The 15,165-nt window shown below is 72.1% G+C and carries 13 protein-coding genes; 7 read left to right on the top strand and 6 right to left on the bottom strand.

Annotation, left to right across the window (positions count from 1 at the left end; translation table 11 throughout):
* Positions 1 to 261: 261 nt before the first annotated feature.
* Complete coding sequence (locus tag EDF33_RS07270) at positions 262 to 1,266, bottom strand: aldo/keto reductase family protein (RefSeq protein WP_131845390.1); 1,005 nt, start codon at positions 1,264 to 1,266, stop codon at positions 262 to 264.
* A gap of 490 nt (positions 1,267 to 1,756) precedes the next feature.
* Between EDF33_RS07270 and EDF33_RS07265 the strand changes: the two genes are divergently transcribed.
* The 4 genes from EDF33_RS07265 to EDF33_RS07245 all read left to right on the top strand — a co-directional run bounded on the left by EDF33_RS07265 (position 1,757) and on the right by EDF33_RS07245 (position 5,537).
* Positions 1,757 to 2,689, top strand: a complete 933-nt coding sequence (locus EDF33_RS07265; RefSeq protein WP_131878437.1) for a hypothetical protein — start codon at positions 1,757 to 1,759, stop codon at positions 2,687 to 2,689.
* 109 nt (positions 2,690 to 2,798) lie between these two features.
* A complete protein-coding gene (locus EDF33_RS07260) occupies positions 2,799 to 3,359 on the top strand; it encodes a YceI family protein (protein ID WP_111086826.1) in 561 nt (186 codons plus the stop codon).
* 583 nt (positions 3,360 to 3,942) lie between these two features.
* Complete coding sequence (locus tag EDF33_RS07250) at positions 3,943 to 4,509, top strand: TIGR03086 family metal-binding protein (RefSeq protein ID WP_111086825.1); 567 nt, start codon at positions 3,943 to 3,945, stop codon at positions 4,507 to 4,509.
* Positions 4,506 to 5,537, top strand: coding sequence for an aldo/keto reductase (locus tag EDF33_RS07245; RefSeq protein WP_131878433.1), 1,032 nt, complete (start codon positions 4,506 to 4,508; stop codon positions 5,535 to 5,537). Before EDF33_RS07250 ends, EDF33_RS07245 begins: the two co-directional genes overlap by 4 nt.
* Positions 5,538 to 5,631: 94 nt before the next feature.
* Here the strand turns inward: EDF33_RS07245 and EDF33_RS07240 are convergent, their stop codons facing one another.
* Complete coding sequence (locus EDF33_RS07240) at positions 5,632 to 6,555, bottom strand: oxygenase MpaB family protein (protein ID WP_131878431.1); 924 nt, start codon at positions 6,553 to 6,555, stop codon at positions 5,632 to 5,634.
* Positions 6,556 to 6,681: 126 nt separating this feature from the next.
* On the opposite strand from EDF33_RS07240, the gene EDF33_RS07235 reads away from it, so the two are divergent.
* Positions 6,682 to 8,367, top strand: coding sequence for a long-chain-fatty-acid--CoA ligase (locus EDF33_RS07235; protein WP_131878429.1), 1,686 nt, complete (start codon positions 6,682 to 6,684; stop codon positions 8,365 to 8,367).
* Between the two features lie 29 nt (positions 8,368 to 8,396).
* Here EDF33_RS07235 and EDF33_RS07230 read toward each other — a convergent pair whose 3' ends face one another.
* The 4 genes from EDF33_RS07230 to EDF33_RS07215 all read right to left on the bottom strand — a co-directional run bounded on the left by EDF33_RS07230 (position 8,397) and on the right by EDF33_RS07215 (position 13,106).
* The gene (locus EDF33_RS07230; protein WP_131878427.1) at positions 8,397 to 9,365 is read right to left on the bottom strand and encodes an EamA family transporter; all 969 of its coding nucleotides are present in this window, start codon (positions 9,363 to 9,365) and stop codon (positions 8,397 to 8,399) included.
* On the bottom strand, positions 9,362 to 11,263 hold the full coding sequence (locus tag EDF33_RS07225; protein WP_243692406.1) for an amino acid transporter: 1,902 nt from the start codon (positions 11,261 to 11,263) through the stop codon (positions 9,362 to 9,364). Before EDF33_RS07225 ends, EDF33_RS07230 begins: the two co-directional genes overlap by 4 nt.
* Positions 11,264 to 11,418: 155 nt before the next feature.
* Complete coding sequence (locus tag EDF33_RS07220) at positions 11,419 to 11,691, bottom strand: hypothetical protein (protein WP_131878423.1); 273 nt, start codon at positions 11,689 to 11,691, stop codon at positions 11,419 to 11,421.
* Between the two features lie 11 nt (positions 11,692 to 11,702).
* Complete coding sequence (locus tag EDF33_RS07215) at positions 11,703 to 13,106, bottom strand: PspC domain-containing protein (protein WP_165918734.1); 1,404 nt, start codon at positions 13,104 to 13,106, stop codon at positions 11,703 to 11,705.
* 114 nt (positions 13,107 to 13,220) lie between these two features.
* Between EDF33_RS07215 and EDF33_RS07210 the strand changes: the two genes are divergently transcribed.
* A complete protein-coding gene (locus EDF33_RS07210) occupies positions 13,221 to 14,477 on the top strand; it encodes an ATP-binding protein (RefSeq protein WP_132099621.1) in 1,257 nt (418 codons plus the stop codon).
* Positions 14,474 to 15,136: a response regulator transcription factor gene (locus EDF33_RS07205; protein ID WP_132099620.1), complete on the top strand. Its 663-nt coding sequence runs from the start codon at positions 14,474 to 14,476 to the stop codon at positions 15,134 to 15,136. The genes EDF33_RS07210 and EDF33_RS07205 overlap by 4 nt, the downstream gene beginning before the upstream one ends.
* The last annotated feature ends 29 nt before the right edge of the window (positions 15,137 to 15,165 follow it).

Below are 15,165 nucleotides of genomic sequence, written 5' to 3'. Positions count from 1 at the left end.
GGTATCAGTTCGGGTCATGCCCCCGATTCGGGGGTAACGCGACTGCGGTTTGGGTGGGGTACGGGCTTACCCAGGTGTCTGCCAGTTCCACGACACGTGCTGTTCATCCGGGGTACGGACGGCCGGTCTGTGCAGACCGGACCGGTCTGTGCAGGCCGACAGGGCTGTGCAGGCCGACAGGGCTGTGCGGCCGACCGAAAAGCGGACGGGAGGCCCGTGGCGGCGTCGCCACGGGCCTCCCGTCCGATGGTGGGTCGCGTCTCAGGCGGGACGCTGCGCCGGGGACACGGTCTTGGCCGCGTCGCGCTCCGGGAGGTCACCCAGCGCCTCGTCGATGGCGGCGAGCGCGTCGGCGTCGAGCGTGACGCCCGCTGCCTTGACGTTGTCCGTGACCTGCTCCGGACGCGAGGCACCGACGATTGCGCTGGCGACGTTGTCGTTCTGCAGCGTCCACGCGATCGCGAGCTGCGCGAGGGTGAGGCCGGCCTGGTCGGCGACGGGCTGCAGGCGCTGCACGGCCTCGAGGACCTCGTCGCGCATGAACCGCTTGATCATGTCGGCGCCGCCCTTCTCGTCCGTGGCGCGTGAGCCCTCGGGCAGCGGCTGACCCGGCTTGTACTTGCCGGTCAGCACGCCCTGCGCGATGGGCGACCAGACGATCTGCGACAGGCCGAGCTGCTTCGAGGCGGGGACGACCTCGCCCTCGATGACCCGCCACAGCATCGAGTACTGCGGCTGGTTCGAGATGAGCTGGAAGCCGAGCTCCTTCGCGAGCGCGGCGCCGGCGCGGATCTGCTCGGCGTTCCACTCGCTGACGCCGATGTAGAGCGCCTTGCCCTGGCGGACGACGTCCGCGAAGGCCTGCATGGTCTCTTCGAGCGGGGTCTCGTGGTCGTAGCGGTGCGCCTGGTAGAGGTCGACGTAGTCGGTCTGCAGGCGCGTCAGCGAGCCGTTGATCGACTCGAGGATGTGCTTGCGGGAGAGTCCGACGTCGTTGTGCTGCTTGGGGCCGGTGGGCCAGTAGACCTTCGTGAAGACCTCGAGCCCCGCTCGCCGCTCGCCCTTGAGTGCTTCGCCGAGGACGGTCTCGGCGGCGGTGTTGGCGTACGTGTCCGCGGTGTCGAACGTGGTGATGCCGGCGTCGAGCGCTGCCCGCACGCACTGGGAGGCGACGTCGTTCTCGACCTGCGAGCCGTGCGTCAGCCAGTTGCCGTAGGTGATCTCGGAGATCTTGAGTCCGGAGTTGCCCAGGTACCTGAATTCCATGTTCCCGACGCTACTGGACCCCGCCGACACGTGAGGGGCCCCGCGAGTGCCTGCCGCCCGCCGCGGGGTGGGGCGGGGGTGGGTGGGCGTGCGGTGCGGTCGGCCGCCGCGAGCGCGGATCTCGCGAGGGTGGATCCCGTCCCGCGAGCGGGCGAAATGCCGGCGTGCCCGACGGCGACACCCTGGCAATACGCCCGTTCGCGCCGTCGACGATGTCGCGACCGCGGGAGCCTCGCCGCGATGGGCGGGCTGACGCCGTCGCCGCGGTCCCGACCGCTGCGCGGACCAGCCGGGCGGGCAGCGCTGCGGTCCGCGCCGGCGGGCGCCCCCGCGAGCGGGCGAAATGCCGCGGTCGCCACGCAGCCGGACCCCGGTGTTTCGCCCGCTCGACCGCGGCGCGATTCCTCCACAGGGGCGCCAGGATCGCGGGCCGTCCACACTGGAGGCACGACTCGCCACCGTCGCGCCCGCTCGGCTCCACGATGTGGAGATGACCGCCAGACGCCGACTCCCGTTGGCGCTGCGGGACGCCTCGTTCCGCGTCCGTGACGCACTGCATCGAGGGGTGTCCCGCGGCCGCCTCGAGGCACGTGACCTCGTCCGCCCGTTCCACGGCACCCGATCCGCGGTTCCACCGCGAACCGTCGACGAACGCGCCCGCGCACTGGCTCCCCGGCTGCGCCCCGACCAGGTGTTCAGCCACGTCACGGCCGCCGCGATCCTCGGCATCCCGCTCCCCCGCCGGCTCGAGGGCTCGCCGCGGCTCCACGTCACGACGATCGGGGTCGATCAGGCGCTTCGCGTCCGCGGCGCCGTCGGACACCGCGCCCACCTCGGCAGGGTCCGTGCGACCACCTGCCGAGGTGTGCGTCTGACGACGCCAGCGGACACGTTCGTCGCGCTGAGCACGATGTTGACGCTCGACGAACTGATCATCGCGGGTGACGCCCTCGTCGGGTGGCTCGGATGGGCGACCCTCGACGAGCTGCTCCTGGCAGTCGGCCGGCGGCGCGGGCTCCGGGGCGTCGTGAAGCTGCGCCACGCTCTCGCCGAGATCAGGCCGGGTTCTCGTTCCCCGGGTGAGACCAGGGCACGGCTGACCCTCGTCCGCCAGGGACTCCCGGAACCCGCCCTGAACCACGACGTGATCGTGGACGGCAGGTGGATCGCGTGCGTGGACCTCGCCTACCCCGCAGCACGGGTGGCGATCGAGTACGAGAGCGATCTCCACCGCACCGACCCGGCCACCTTCCGGAAGGACCTCACCCGCGGTGAGCACTTGAAGGACGTGGACTGGTGGTTGGTCCGGGCCACGGCGGACGACGTCGGCCGAGGTGTCGATCGATTCGTACAGCGTGTGAGACGCCTCCTGCAGGCCGGGCTCAGCGCACCGCACGACCACCGCTTCGCGACGCTTCGGTGAACAATGGTTGACGCTTCAACCAAAAGGGTGCACACTGGCGTAGTATCAGGTTGATGCAGGCGCATGGATCGCGTCGCACCACAGACTCTCGTTCGGAAGAAGGACCACCATGACGCTCACCGCCACGACCATCCCCGGCTACCAGACCGGCACCTGGAAGATCGACCCCACCCACTCCGAGGTCACCTTCTCGGTCCGCCACCTCGCCATCAGCAAGGTCAAGGGCAAGTTCGAGACGTTCGACGCCACCGTCGTCACCGCCGAGAACCCCCTCGAGTCGACCGTCGAGGCGAACATCGACGTCGCGTCGATCAACACCGGCCAGGAGCAGCGCGACCAGCACCTGAAGACGAGCGACTTCTTCCTCACCGAGGAGCACCCGCAGCTCACCTTCCGCTCGACGAGCATCGAGGCCAAGGGCGACGACCTGCACATCGCTGGCGACCTGACCCTGCGCGGCGTCACCAAGCCCGTCGTCCTCAAGGCCGAGCTCGGTGGCTTCACGACCGACGGCTACGGCCAGGTCAAGTTCGGCGCCGAGGCGACCACGAAGATCGACCGCACCGAGTTCGGCGTGAACTGGAACGCAGCGCTCGAGGCCGGTGGCTTCACCCTCGGCAACGACGTGACGATCAACCTCGACGTCCAGTTCGTGCTCCAGGCGGCCTGAGTCCCTTCGGACTCGCTGCCTGACTGAGGGCACCGAACAGCACCACCCGAACCCGAGACACGCGCCCCGGCTCCCCACGGAGCCGGGGCGTTCGTCGTCCCCGCGGCGCTTCGGGGGTGCGTCCGTGCCCGCCGCCCGCCGCTCGCCGCTCGCCGCCGCTCGCCGCTCGCGAGCGGGTGCTCCATGCGAGCGCAACCGGGCGAACGGGCGAAATGCCGGCCTCATCTCGAACTCGACCCCGGCATTCCGCCCGCTCGCTCAGGGACCACGCGCTGGCACGCCCCTCCGGTGTCAGCGGGTGCAGTGCGCACCGACCCCGCGCCGGCGTGAACGGGCGGAAACGTCCGGTGGGTACGCGCACGACCGCGGCATTTCGCCCGCTCGGCCGGGCTCCTCGGCGTAGCGTTGGGCAGCGGACAGGGGCACGCCCGCACGCCCGGGAATCCGCACACCGGCCCCCGAGTTACAACGACACACGCACGACACGCACGACACGCACGACACGCACCACCCGCACGACACGCACCACCCGCACCACCCGCACGAAACACCGCACGCCAGCCCGACGAACAGGAGCACCACCATGGCCACCGACTGGATCGCGATGCAGGCCCTCGCGGCAGCCGAGTTCGGCCGCCGCGTCGCCGCCGTGACGGACTGGGACGCCGCCACCCCCGACTCCGAGTGGACCACCCGCGACCTCGTGACCCACGTGGTCGACGAGCAGCGCTGGATCCCGAAGCTCCTCACCGGGTGCGACTACGCCCAGGCCGAGGCCGACCTCGAGTCCATCGGCGACGACCTCGTGTCCGAGTGGCAGCGCTTCGCGACCGCGGCGACCGATGCCTGGCGGAACGCCCCGCAGGACACCCCCGTCCACCTCAGCACCGACGTCGTTCCGGCCGGCCAGTACCTCACCGAGCAGACCAGCGACATCACCATCCACACGTGGGACCTGGCGCGGGCGACCGGTACGGACGAGTCCCTGCCGGACGAGCTCGTGCAGGCGGTGTGGGAGTACTTCGAGCCGCAGATCGAGGACCTCGCGGCCACCGGCTTGTACGCCGCCCCGGTCGACGTCGACGAGGACGCCCCACTCCAGGTCCGCCTGCTCGCCGTCACAGGCCGCGATGCCAAGGTGAGCGCATGACCAACGCAGCGCCGAGCAACGCAGCACCGAGCACTGCAGCGACAACCGACACCACCCGCCTCGGCGCCTCCGGCCTCGAGATCAGCACCGTGGTCCTCGGCATGATGTCCTACGGCGCCCCCGACCGCGGCTCGCACGCGTGGAGCGTCGGCATCGACGAGGCCCGCCCCTTCGTCCGTCGCGCGTTCGACGCCGGCATCACCACCTTCGACACGGCGAACGTGTACTCCGACGGCTCCAGCGAGGAGATCACCGGCACGCTCCTCAAGGAACTCGCTCCGCGTGAGGACGTCCAGGTCCTCACCAAGGTGTTCAACCGGATGCGCCCCGGTCGGAACGGCGCCGGGCTCTCCCGCGCCGCGATCATGCACGAGATCGACGCCTCGCTGACCCGACTCGGCACCGACTACGTCGACCTGTACCAGATCCACCGCTTCGACCCGGTGACCCCGATCGAGGAGACGATGGAGGCCCTGCACGACGTCGTCAAGGCCGGCAAGGCCCGCTACCTCGGCGCGAGCAGCATGTGGACGTGGCAGTTCGCGCAGATGCAGCACGTCGCCGACCTGCACGGTTGGACGCGCTTCGTCAGCATGCAGGACCAGTACAACCTGCTCGAACGCGAGGAAGAACGCGAGATGCACCCCTTCGCGCACGCGACCGGCGTCGGCGTGATCCCGTGGAGCCCCCTCGCCCGCGGCAAGGTCACCCGGCCGTGGGACGCCGAGGGCTCCGGTTCGCGCGCGAGCACCGACGAGTTCGGTAAGACGCTCTACCGCCAGGACGAGGACGCGAACCGCGCGATCGTCGGCGCCGTCGAGTCCATCGCGAGTGACCGCGGCGTGAGCATGGCGCAGATCGCCCTCGCCTGGGTCGCGGGCAAGCCCGCGGTGAGCGCGCCGATCGTCGGTGCGACGAAGGAGCACCACATCGACGACGCGGTCGCGGCCGCCGCGATCACGCTGACCGACGACGAGGTGACGCGACTCGAGTCCGCGTACACGCCCCGGGTGCCGTCCGGTTTCTGACGCACCCACAAGCGGACGGGAGGCCCGTGGCCAGCTGGCCACGGGCCTCCCGTCCGTCTCCGGTCACGTCCACGACACGTGACACGCGGACGTTTCAGGCGACGGCGCCGCGCTCGCGCTCGAGGCGCGCGATGCGCACGAGCGCAGCGCGCTCGGTGCCCGTCTGGTTGCCGAGCACGCCGCCGATCCCATCGAGCACGAGTCCGGTCGCCCGGCCGACGGGCAGTTCGACGGGCCCGATCGCGGGGGCCCGCAGGCCGAGCATCGAGCGGTGGCGGGGGTCGAGCGTCGAGACGGCGCCCTGGAACAGCGCCCGGTAGCCGGGCCGCAGCATCAGCGCGAGCGGCGGGTTCTTGATGAACTTGACGACGTCGCGGGTGCGGGCCGTGACGGCCAGTTCGCCGCGGTCGAGGTACCCGTCCATCTGGGCGCGGAGCTCGGCCTCGGACTCCGGGGCGTCCTCGACGCGCATGAGCCGGCCGGCGGTGGCCCACTCGCGGACGTAGGCGTCGGCACCGCCGGGGATCGGCCCGCCCCAGCGCTGCGCAGCGCGGAGGAACGCGTCGGTGAAGGCGAGGTGCACCCAGCGCGCCAGGTCGGGGTCGTTCGCCGCGTAGTCGCGTGCGATGCCGTGGCCGTCGACGTACTGGCCGCGAACGCGCTCGTGCAGGCGCAGCACCCACTCGCTCGCACCACGGGCGGTCGCGGTGTCGCCGTGCGAGACCGTGTAGATCCACCGGATGGTGCCGGCCAGTCGGCCGAACGGGTCCTCGCGGTAGCGGGAGTGGTCGGCGACGCCGGCGAGGGCTCCCGGGTGCAGGGCCTGCACGAGGAGTGCGCGGACCCCGGCGACGATCGTCTGCTTGCCGCCGTGCACCGCCCACGTCGCGGAACCGGGGCCGAAGAAGCCGGCGTCGGTGCCGTCCTCGAGTTCGTCGATCCACTCCGGCTTGCTCGTCGCCCCACCGGTGAACGTGTCGTTGAGGCGGGAGCGGAAGGCGTCGGAGACGGAGGGCATGGCGTCATCGTCCGTCCGTCCCCTGGGAGCGCGCTCGGCTTCGTGCACCCCGATGGCGCCCGATGCCGCCCGATGCCGGCCGATGCTTCCCAGCGGGCGCCGGGGTGGCCCGCTAGGTTGGGACGCGTGAGCATCGACACGCCTCGTCCCTGGCTTGCCTCGTACGCCCCGGGGGTCCCGCACGACATCGAGGAACAGCACGGTTCCCTGATCGACCTGGTCGAGGAATCGGCGCGACGGTTCCCGGGCAGGGTCGCGCTCGAGTTCTTCAAGCGGACGACCAGCTACGCCGACCTGCAGGAGCAGATCCTCCGCGCGGCGAACGGTCTCCGCAAACTCGGCGTCGGTGCCGGCGACCGGGTGGCGATCGTGCTGCCGAACTGCCCGCAGCACATCGTGGCGTTCTACGCGGTCCTGCGCCTCGGCGCGATCGTGGTCGAGCACAACCCGCTGTACACGCCGCGCGAGCTCCGCCACCAGTTCGAGGACCACGGCGCCAAGGTCGCGATCGCCTGGGACAAGTCCGTCGCGACGCTGCAGGACTTCCCTGCCGACGTGAAGCTCGACGCGATCGTGTCGGTCGACCTGACCCGCGCGATGCCCCGCAGCACCCGGCTCGCCCTGGCCCTGCCGGTGGCGAAGGCCCGCGAGTCCCGCGCGAAGCTCACCACCGCGGTGCGCGGCACGACGAAGTGGGACGACCTGGTCCACACCCGCAAGCTGTCGAAGCGGCACCCGCGCCCGTCGACGGACGACATCGCCCTGATCCAGTACACCTCGGGCACCACCGGCACGCCGAAGGGCGCGGTCCTCACGCACCGGAACCTGCTGGCCAACGCCGCACAGGCCCGCGCCTGGGTCCCGCAGATCCGACGCGGCGACAACGTCGTGTACGCGGTGCTGCCGATGTTCCACGCCTACGGCCTCACGCTGTGCCTGACCTTCGCGATGAGCATGGCCTCGCGACTCGTGCTGTTCCCGACGTTCGACCCGGCGCTCGTGCTCACGGCGATCAAGAAGCACCCGCCGACGTTCCTGCCGGCCGTCCCGCCGATCTACGCCCGACTGCAGCACGCCGCCGACTCGGCGAAGGTCTCGCTCGAGGGCATCGAGATCGGCATCTCGGGCGCCATGCCGCTGTCGCAGGACATCGTCGAGCCGTGGGAAGCCCGGACCGGCGGGTACCTGGTCGAGGGCTACGGGCTGTCCGAGTGCTCCCCCGTGCTGATGGCGAACCCGGTGTCCCCGGAGCGTCGCCTCGGCTCCATCGGGCTGCCGTTGTCCTCCACCGAGGCCCGCGTGGTCGACCCCGACGACAGCACGAAGGTGCTCGGCGTCGACGAGCCCGGTGAACTGCAGGTCCGCGGGCCGCAGGTGTTCCGCGGCTACTGGGGCAAGGCCGAGGCCACGGACGAGGTCTTCACCCCCGACGGCTGGTTCCGCACCGGCGACATCGTGGCGATCGGCGCCGACGGCTACGTCCGGATCGTCGACCGACTGAAGGAGCTCATCATCACGGGCGGCTTCAACGTGTCGCCGTCCGAGGTCGAGGACGCACTGCTCAAGCACCCGAGCGTCAAGGAGGTCGCGGTCGTCGGCATCACGCAGGGCGGCAACGAGCAGGTCGTCGCCGCCGTCGTGCCGAAGGACCCGTCCTCGTTCGACGCCGCGGCGCTGCGGGTGTGGGCGCGCGACCAGCTGGCGGCGTACAAGGTGCCGCGTCGGGTCGTCGTGGTCGAGGACCTGCCGCGCTCGATGATCGGCAAGGTGCTGCGGCGGAAGGTGCGGGACCAGATCCTCGCCGACGACTGACGACTGACGACGTCGGTGCCTGACGCGCGTCAGCGCAGGCGTCGCCCCGGCACCGCGAGCACGGCGAGCCCGGCCACCACGAGTGCGATGCCGACCCACCCCGTCGCGCCGAGGTGCTCCCCGACGACGAGCACGGCGAGCACCGCTGCGACCACGGGCTCGAGCAACGACACCAGGGTCGCGACCGAGGCACCGACGGACCGCAACCCCACGGCGTACAGCGAGTGCCCGAGCACCGTCGGCACCAGGGCCAGGTACAGGAACACCGGCCAGTTGCCGCCCTCGCCGAGGTACGGTGCGCCGGCGAGGACCACCAGCACGACGAGCGGCACGGCAGCGATGCCGAACACGGCGCCGACGAGCCCGCGGCCGTTCGGCAGCCCCGCCGCGACGGCTTCGACCCCGGGCCCGCCGGGCACCGACACCGCCCCGGCCGCCGCGTGCAGTCCCCGCGCCACCGCCCACGAGTACAGCGCGTAGGTGAGTCCGGCGAGCAGGGCACTGGCGATCCCGAGCGCGAGTGCACCACCACCGCCGTCGTGCTCTGACCGCGCCAGGGTCACGACGACCATGCCGGCCACGCTCACCAGCGTGGCGACGATCCACCTGCCGGTGACGGGCCTCCTGTCCGACACCCACTCCACGAGCCCGGCGAACACGGGTGACGACCCGATGGCGATGGTGGTGCCGAGGGCGACGCCCGCGTCGGCGAGGGCCGCGTAGAAGGCGACCGCGTAGACGACGAGCGCCCCTGCGCCGAGCAGCGCCCACCCCCGCGTGCGACGCTCGGCGACGGCGCGGAGCGTGCCACGTCCGGCGACGGCGGCGAGCACGAGTCCACCGATCCCGAAGGTGACCGCGCCGAAGACGAAGGCGGGGACGCCCGGGGCGAAGTGCGTCGCGGTGCCGGTGGTCCCCCAGACCGCGGCGGCGACGACCACCGCGGCGAGCCCACCGGCGGGCGTCGGGACCCGGCGCGCGCTGGCGGGACCCGTCACGAGACGTGGATGGACGGCCGGCGGTGGACGTCCGGCTCGGCTTCGCGCAGGACCTCGCGCGTGACGGGCGCGACGTCACCGGCACCGGTGAACACGAACCGGAGGGCGTTCCGGATCGGGCTGCCCTCGTTCCACTCGAAGTAGATGCTCGGGACGACCCCGGCGGTGTCGCGGATCGCGAGCAGGGTCGAGGCGATGGTGTTCGGCACGTTGCCGGACCGGACCCGGAGCACACGGTGTCCGTGCACGACGTGCCCCTCGACCAGCAGGTCCTCTTCGAAGTCGGACGAGTCGGCGGGCAGCACCTCGAGGAACATCGTCGGGACGCGCGCCGGGATGCCGGAGTCGCGCCGTTCCTCGCGTCCCTTCGCCCGGTACGCCTCGGCGGTGCCAGCACCCGGCTCGTTCGCGATGATGCAGACCGCGCTGAACTGGTCGGCGTCGGCCTCGACGAACTGCCGGGCCGTGGCGTCCAGCTCGATCGACGACGCGCGGAGCTCGAACGACCGGCGCACCCGCGAGACGAGCGACACCACGACGATGGCGATGATGAAGATCGCCGCGATCCGGACGCCGTCGGGCCGCTCGATGACGTTCGCGACCGTCGTGTAGACGAACACGACCGAGATGACGCCGAACGCGATGGTGCGCTTCTTCTGCTGCCGGCGACGAGCCGACAGGGTGACCGCGACCGCGGCGCTCGTGATCAGGACGAGCACACCGGTGGCGTAGGCCCCGCCCTGGGCGTCGACGTTCGCGCGGAACACGACCGTGATCAGGAAGGCGATGAGCGTGAAGATGATGACGAGCGGCCGCGTCGCCCGCGCCCACTGCGGCGCCATGCCGTAGCGCGGCAGGAACCGCGGCACCAGGTTGAGCAGGCCGGCCATCGCGCTCGCGCCGGCGAACCACAGGATCGCGACGGTCGAGAAGTCGTAGATCGATCCGAACACCCCACCGAGGTACTGGTGCGCCAGGAAGGCCAGGGCCCGCCCGTTCGCACCGCCGCCGGGCTGGAACTCGTGCTGCGGGATGAGGAACGTCGTCGCGATCGACGAGGTGATCAGGAACGAGCTCATGATCACGGCCGCGACGGTCAGGAGCCGCTTCGTGCCGCGGATCCGACCCTCGGGCCGGGCACTCGTGTCGTCCGACGCGTCACCGCGCACCTGCGGCATCACCGCGACGCCGGTCTCGAACCCGGACAGGCCGAGCGCGAGCTTCGGGAACACGACGAGCGCGATGCCGACCATGACGAGGGGGTTGCTGTGCTGCGCGGTGAGCCCCGACCACCAGTCGCTGGCGACCATCGGGTGCTCGAAGACGTGCCAGAGCGCGACCACCACGACGACGGCGTTCAGCGCGAGGAACACCGCGACGAGTCCGACCGCGATGCCGATCGCCTCCTTGAAGCCGCGGAGGAACACGACGCCGAGCAACAGCAGCAGCGCGAGGGTGAGCGGGACGGGGATCTCGGTGAACCAGTGCGGCGTGTACGGGTTCTCGGCGATGTGCGCCGTGGCGTCCGCCGCCGACAGCGTCATCGTGATCATGAAGTCGGTGACGGCGAACCCGAGCAGGACGAGCACCAGGAGCTTGCCGGCCCACCACGGCAGGAGCTTCTCGAGCATCATGATCGACCCGGCACCGCGGAAGCTGTCGCTCGCGACCCGGCGGTACACCGGCAGCGCGCCGAACAGCGTGACGAGCACGAGCACGATCGTGGCGATCGGCGACAGCAGACCGGCGGCGAGCGCCGCGATCGCCGGCTGGTACCCGAGGGTCGAGAAGTAGTCGACGCCGGTCAGGCACATGACCCGCCACCACGGGTGGGTCTTCTCGACCTCGACCTGGTGCGGACCCTGGTGGGATGCCCCTTGGTGGGCGCCCTGCAGCATCCAGCGACGCAGTCGGGTGCTGCGGTCGAGGGGTGGCTCCGTGGCGTCGCGCTGGGCGGCCCGCTCGGCGTCTGTCGCGGTCACGTGGACGATGCTAAGCCGTCCGGGTGACGCACGCGCGCACCCGGACGGCCCCTGTGGACAACCCGGTCCGGCTACCGCGCGGGCCGGGTGAACACCGCCACCAGCCCCGCCACCACCAGCAGGGCCCCGGCCGCCAGGCAGGCCGCCAGCAACAGGGTGGTCGGGTCGACCGAGAACACCGGGATCGCGCTCACGGCCATCGCGATCGCGAACACGAGCAGCACCACACCCCAGAAGATCGTGCCGAAGCGTGCACCACGGCGCGCCCGCGCAGGTTCCGGTGCCGGTGCCGGTACCGGCGCCGCAGGTGGGAACGTCTGGGTCGTCTCGTCGTCGTTCGTCATCGTCTCGTCCTTCACTCGTTGACGGTCAGCGCACGGGGCACGTCGGCGGCGCCCCCGAGGATCCACAGGTGCACGGTCGTCGTCCCGACCGCATCGGTACCGGCGGACCGTGCCGCCCGGTTCTCGACGGTGGTCGTGCCGAACAGCCCGCCGCTGCCGTCGTCGCCGGAGTCGCCGTCGGTGTCGGTGTCGACGCCGTACCCAACGCCGCTCACCTCGACCCGGACCGGCACGTCGGTCGGCAGCAGCACCTCGGCCCCGCCGGCGCCGAGCCACAGGTTCACGTCCCCGCCGGCGTCGGTCTCGTCGAGGCCGCGCAGGTCGAGGGTCGGCCCGCCGACGAGCATCGCGTAGTTCCGTTCCGACCCGGCGGCGACGCTGTCGACCCGCCAGGTGGTCCCGCCGATCAGCGAGACCTGCGTGCCGGCGGGCAGCACCCCGGTGACGACCAGGGCGACGACCCCGATCGTCGAGAACAGGCCGAAGGCACCGTCGTCGCGTCCCCGGATCCCGGCGACGATGGTCGCGATCGCCAGCACGGCGACCGCCGCGGCGATGCCGAGCACCGCCACCGGCCAGGCCTCCGCCTGCGCCCAGACCGCGACGCCGGCCCCGGCGACGAGCGCCAGCCCGAGCGACACGGCGACGTACGCCGCGCTCGACCGTCGCTCGGCGCGGGTCGCGCGCCACGCGGCCGCCCGCTCCCGTTCGGCGCGCATCCGCTCGTCGTGTCGTCGCTGTCGGTCCTGCGGGGTACCGGGGGCGTTCCACTGCCAGGAGGCCCGGCCCGCGTCCGACGCCTCCCCCGCGTCCGCCGTCCACGCGGCTCCACCGGCCGGGCGCGGGTCGTCGGGGCTCGTCCAGAAGTCGCGCCGTGTCCCCGCTGCCGCGGCGGCGTCAGCGTCGGGCGCCGGCCCGTCGGTGCGACGACGCGCGACCACCACGGCCAGCCAGACGATCCCGCCGACGAGCGCGATGCTCCACGCCGTGCGCAGGGTCGCCTCGAGCCAGCCGGGCATCCCCCACGCCGAGGGCACGCCCTGCCACCAGATCCCCTGGACCGCGGGCACGAAGGTCAGCACCACGAAGACGCCGATCCCGATGAGCGCCGGGTCGAGCACGCCGCGGATCATCCGCTCGACGTGGATCCGTCCCGTGGTGTCCGGCAGCAGCGCCCACCCGACGGCGTACGCCAGGAAGACCGGACCGCCGAGCAGGGCGACGACGATCGCGACGCCGCGGACCACGAGCGGGTCGAGTCCGGTGCGTCGGGCCACGGCACCGCAGACGCCGGCGAGCCAGCGGTCGTCGGTGCGGGCGACGTCGAGTCCGCGGATCCAGTCGAAGAACCGGGCCGTCGAGTCGGCGTTCCCGGCAGCCGGGCCGGGAGCCGTGTCGTGCTGGTGATCGGTCATGGTCTCCAGCATCCCGGCCCGCGGTGGCCGACACCATCGGGGTTCCCCCTGACCGGTCCCTGATCCCTGCCCCGATCCCTGCTGGTGCGGGCGCCCGAGTGCCAGGATTGGCCCATGGCCACCGCTCGGATGACCCGCCCGACCCCCAGGGTCCTCGGCGGTGTCTGCAGCGGGTTCGCGACGCACACCGGTCTGCCACTCGGGGCCGTCCGGGCGGCGACGGCGGTCCTGGCCGTGTGCGGCGGGGCCGGGGTCCTGCTCTACGCGTGGCTGTGGGCCACCACTCCGAGCGCGACGTCGGCCGCGACGTCACCGCTCAAGGCCGTCCTCACGGCGCCCCGTGCGAACGGCGACGGCGACGCCGACGGCGACGGCGACGGCGACGCGACCGTGACCGTGAGCCGTCGAGCACCCGTCGTGGAGATCCTGCTCGGACTCGCACTGCTCGCCGCCGGGGGCGCGATCGTCGCCGTGCGCCTCGGCACCCAGGTCCCGCTCGAGGTCGTCGTGCCCGGCGTCGTGGTCGTCACCGGTGCTGCCCTGGCCTGGCGGCAGTTCGACGCCCTGCGCACCGTCCGGGCCGCGGCGTCGTCGACCCTGGTCGTCCGGGCGCTCGGTGCACTGGTGCTCGTCGTGCTCGGCATCCTGCTGTTCTTCACCACGAGCGACCGGCCGAACGTGTGGACGGTGCTCAGCGCAGCGGTCGCGGTGCTGCTCGGCGTCGCCGTGGTCGTCGCGCCCTGGGTCGTTCGGCTCGTCCGGGACCTCGCCGACGAGCGCGCGGCACGGGTCCGCGACCTCGAGCGCGCCGAACTCGCCGCGCACCTGCACGACTCGGTGCTGCAGACGCTCGCGCTCATCCAGCAGAAGGCCGAGCCCGGCTCCGATGCCGCACGGCTCGCCCGGGCGCAGGAACGCGAACTGCGGTCGTGGTTGTTCGCCGAGCAGACCGAGCCGGCCCGTGACCTCGGCGCCGAACTGCGCGACGCCGCCGCCGACATCGAGGCCGAGTACCCGGTCCGCATCGACGTCATCGCGGTCGGCCCGTCGCGCACCGACCTGCCCGACGGTGTCGTCGCCGCTGCCCGCGAGGCGATGCTCAACGCGGCCCGGCACGCCGGCGGCACGATCAGCGTGTACGCCGAGACCGCGCAGGACGTCGTCGAGGTCAGCATCCGCGACCGTGGGCCGGGCTTCGACCCCGACGCAGTGCCCGAGGGACGGTACGGCGTGCGCGAGTCGATCACCGGGCGGCTGCACCGGCTCGGCGGCCGGGCGACCATCGCCCCGGGGCCCGGTCGCACCGGGACCGAGGTCCGGCTCCGGCTGCCGCTCGCGCCCACCGACCCCCACCACGAGGAAGACGCATGACCGAGCCCGACCTGCTCACCGTCGCCGTCGTCGACGACCACTCCATCTTCCGAGCCGGCGTGCGCGCCGGACTGCCACCGGGCCTCCAGGTCGTGGGTGAAGCCGCCACCGTCGACGAAGCCGTGACGCTCGTGGCGACCACTGCACCCCGTGTCGTCCTGCTCGACGTCCACCTGCCCGGCGGAGCCGGCGGTGGCGGTGCCGAGGTGATCACGCAGTCCGCTGCCGAGCACCCGGGCACGCTGTTCCTCGCGCTGAGCGTGTCCGACGCGGCCGACGACGTCGTGCGGGTGATCCGGGCCGGGGCCCGCGGGTACATCACGAAGAGCTCGTCGAGCGCCGAGGTGGCCGAGGCCGTCCGACGGGTGGCGGAGGGCGACGCGGTGTTCTCGCCCCGCCTGGCCGGCTTCGTGCTCGACGCTTTCGGTGCGGTGAGCGGCGAGACCGCGCAGCACGACGCGGAACTCGACCGGTTGTCGGCGCGCGAGCAGGAGGTGATGCGCCTCATCGCGCGTGGGTACGCCTACAAGGAGGTCGCGTCCGAGCTCTTCATCTCGGTGAAGACCGTCGAGACCCACGTGTCGAGCGTGCTGCGGAAACTGCAGCTGTCGAACCGGCACGAGCTGACGGCGTGGGCGCTGCAGCGCAAGCTGCTCTGAGCGCCCACGCGGTCACTTCGCGCTGATCC

Origin of the sequence: Curtobacterium sp. PhB146, from assembly GCF_004342995.1 — a bacterium.
GTDB lineage: Bacteria > Actinomycetota > Actinomycetes > Actinomycetales > Microbacteriaceae > Curtobacterium.
Note: the sequence above shows the minus strand (reverse complement) of the source record. Positions and strands in the feature narration are given on the sequence as shown.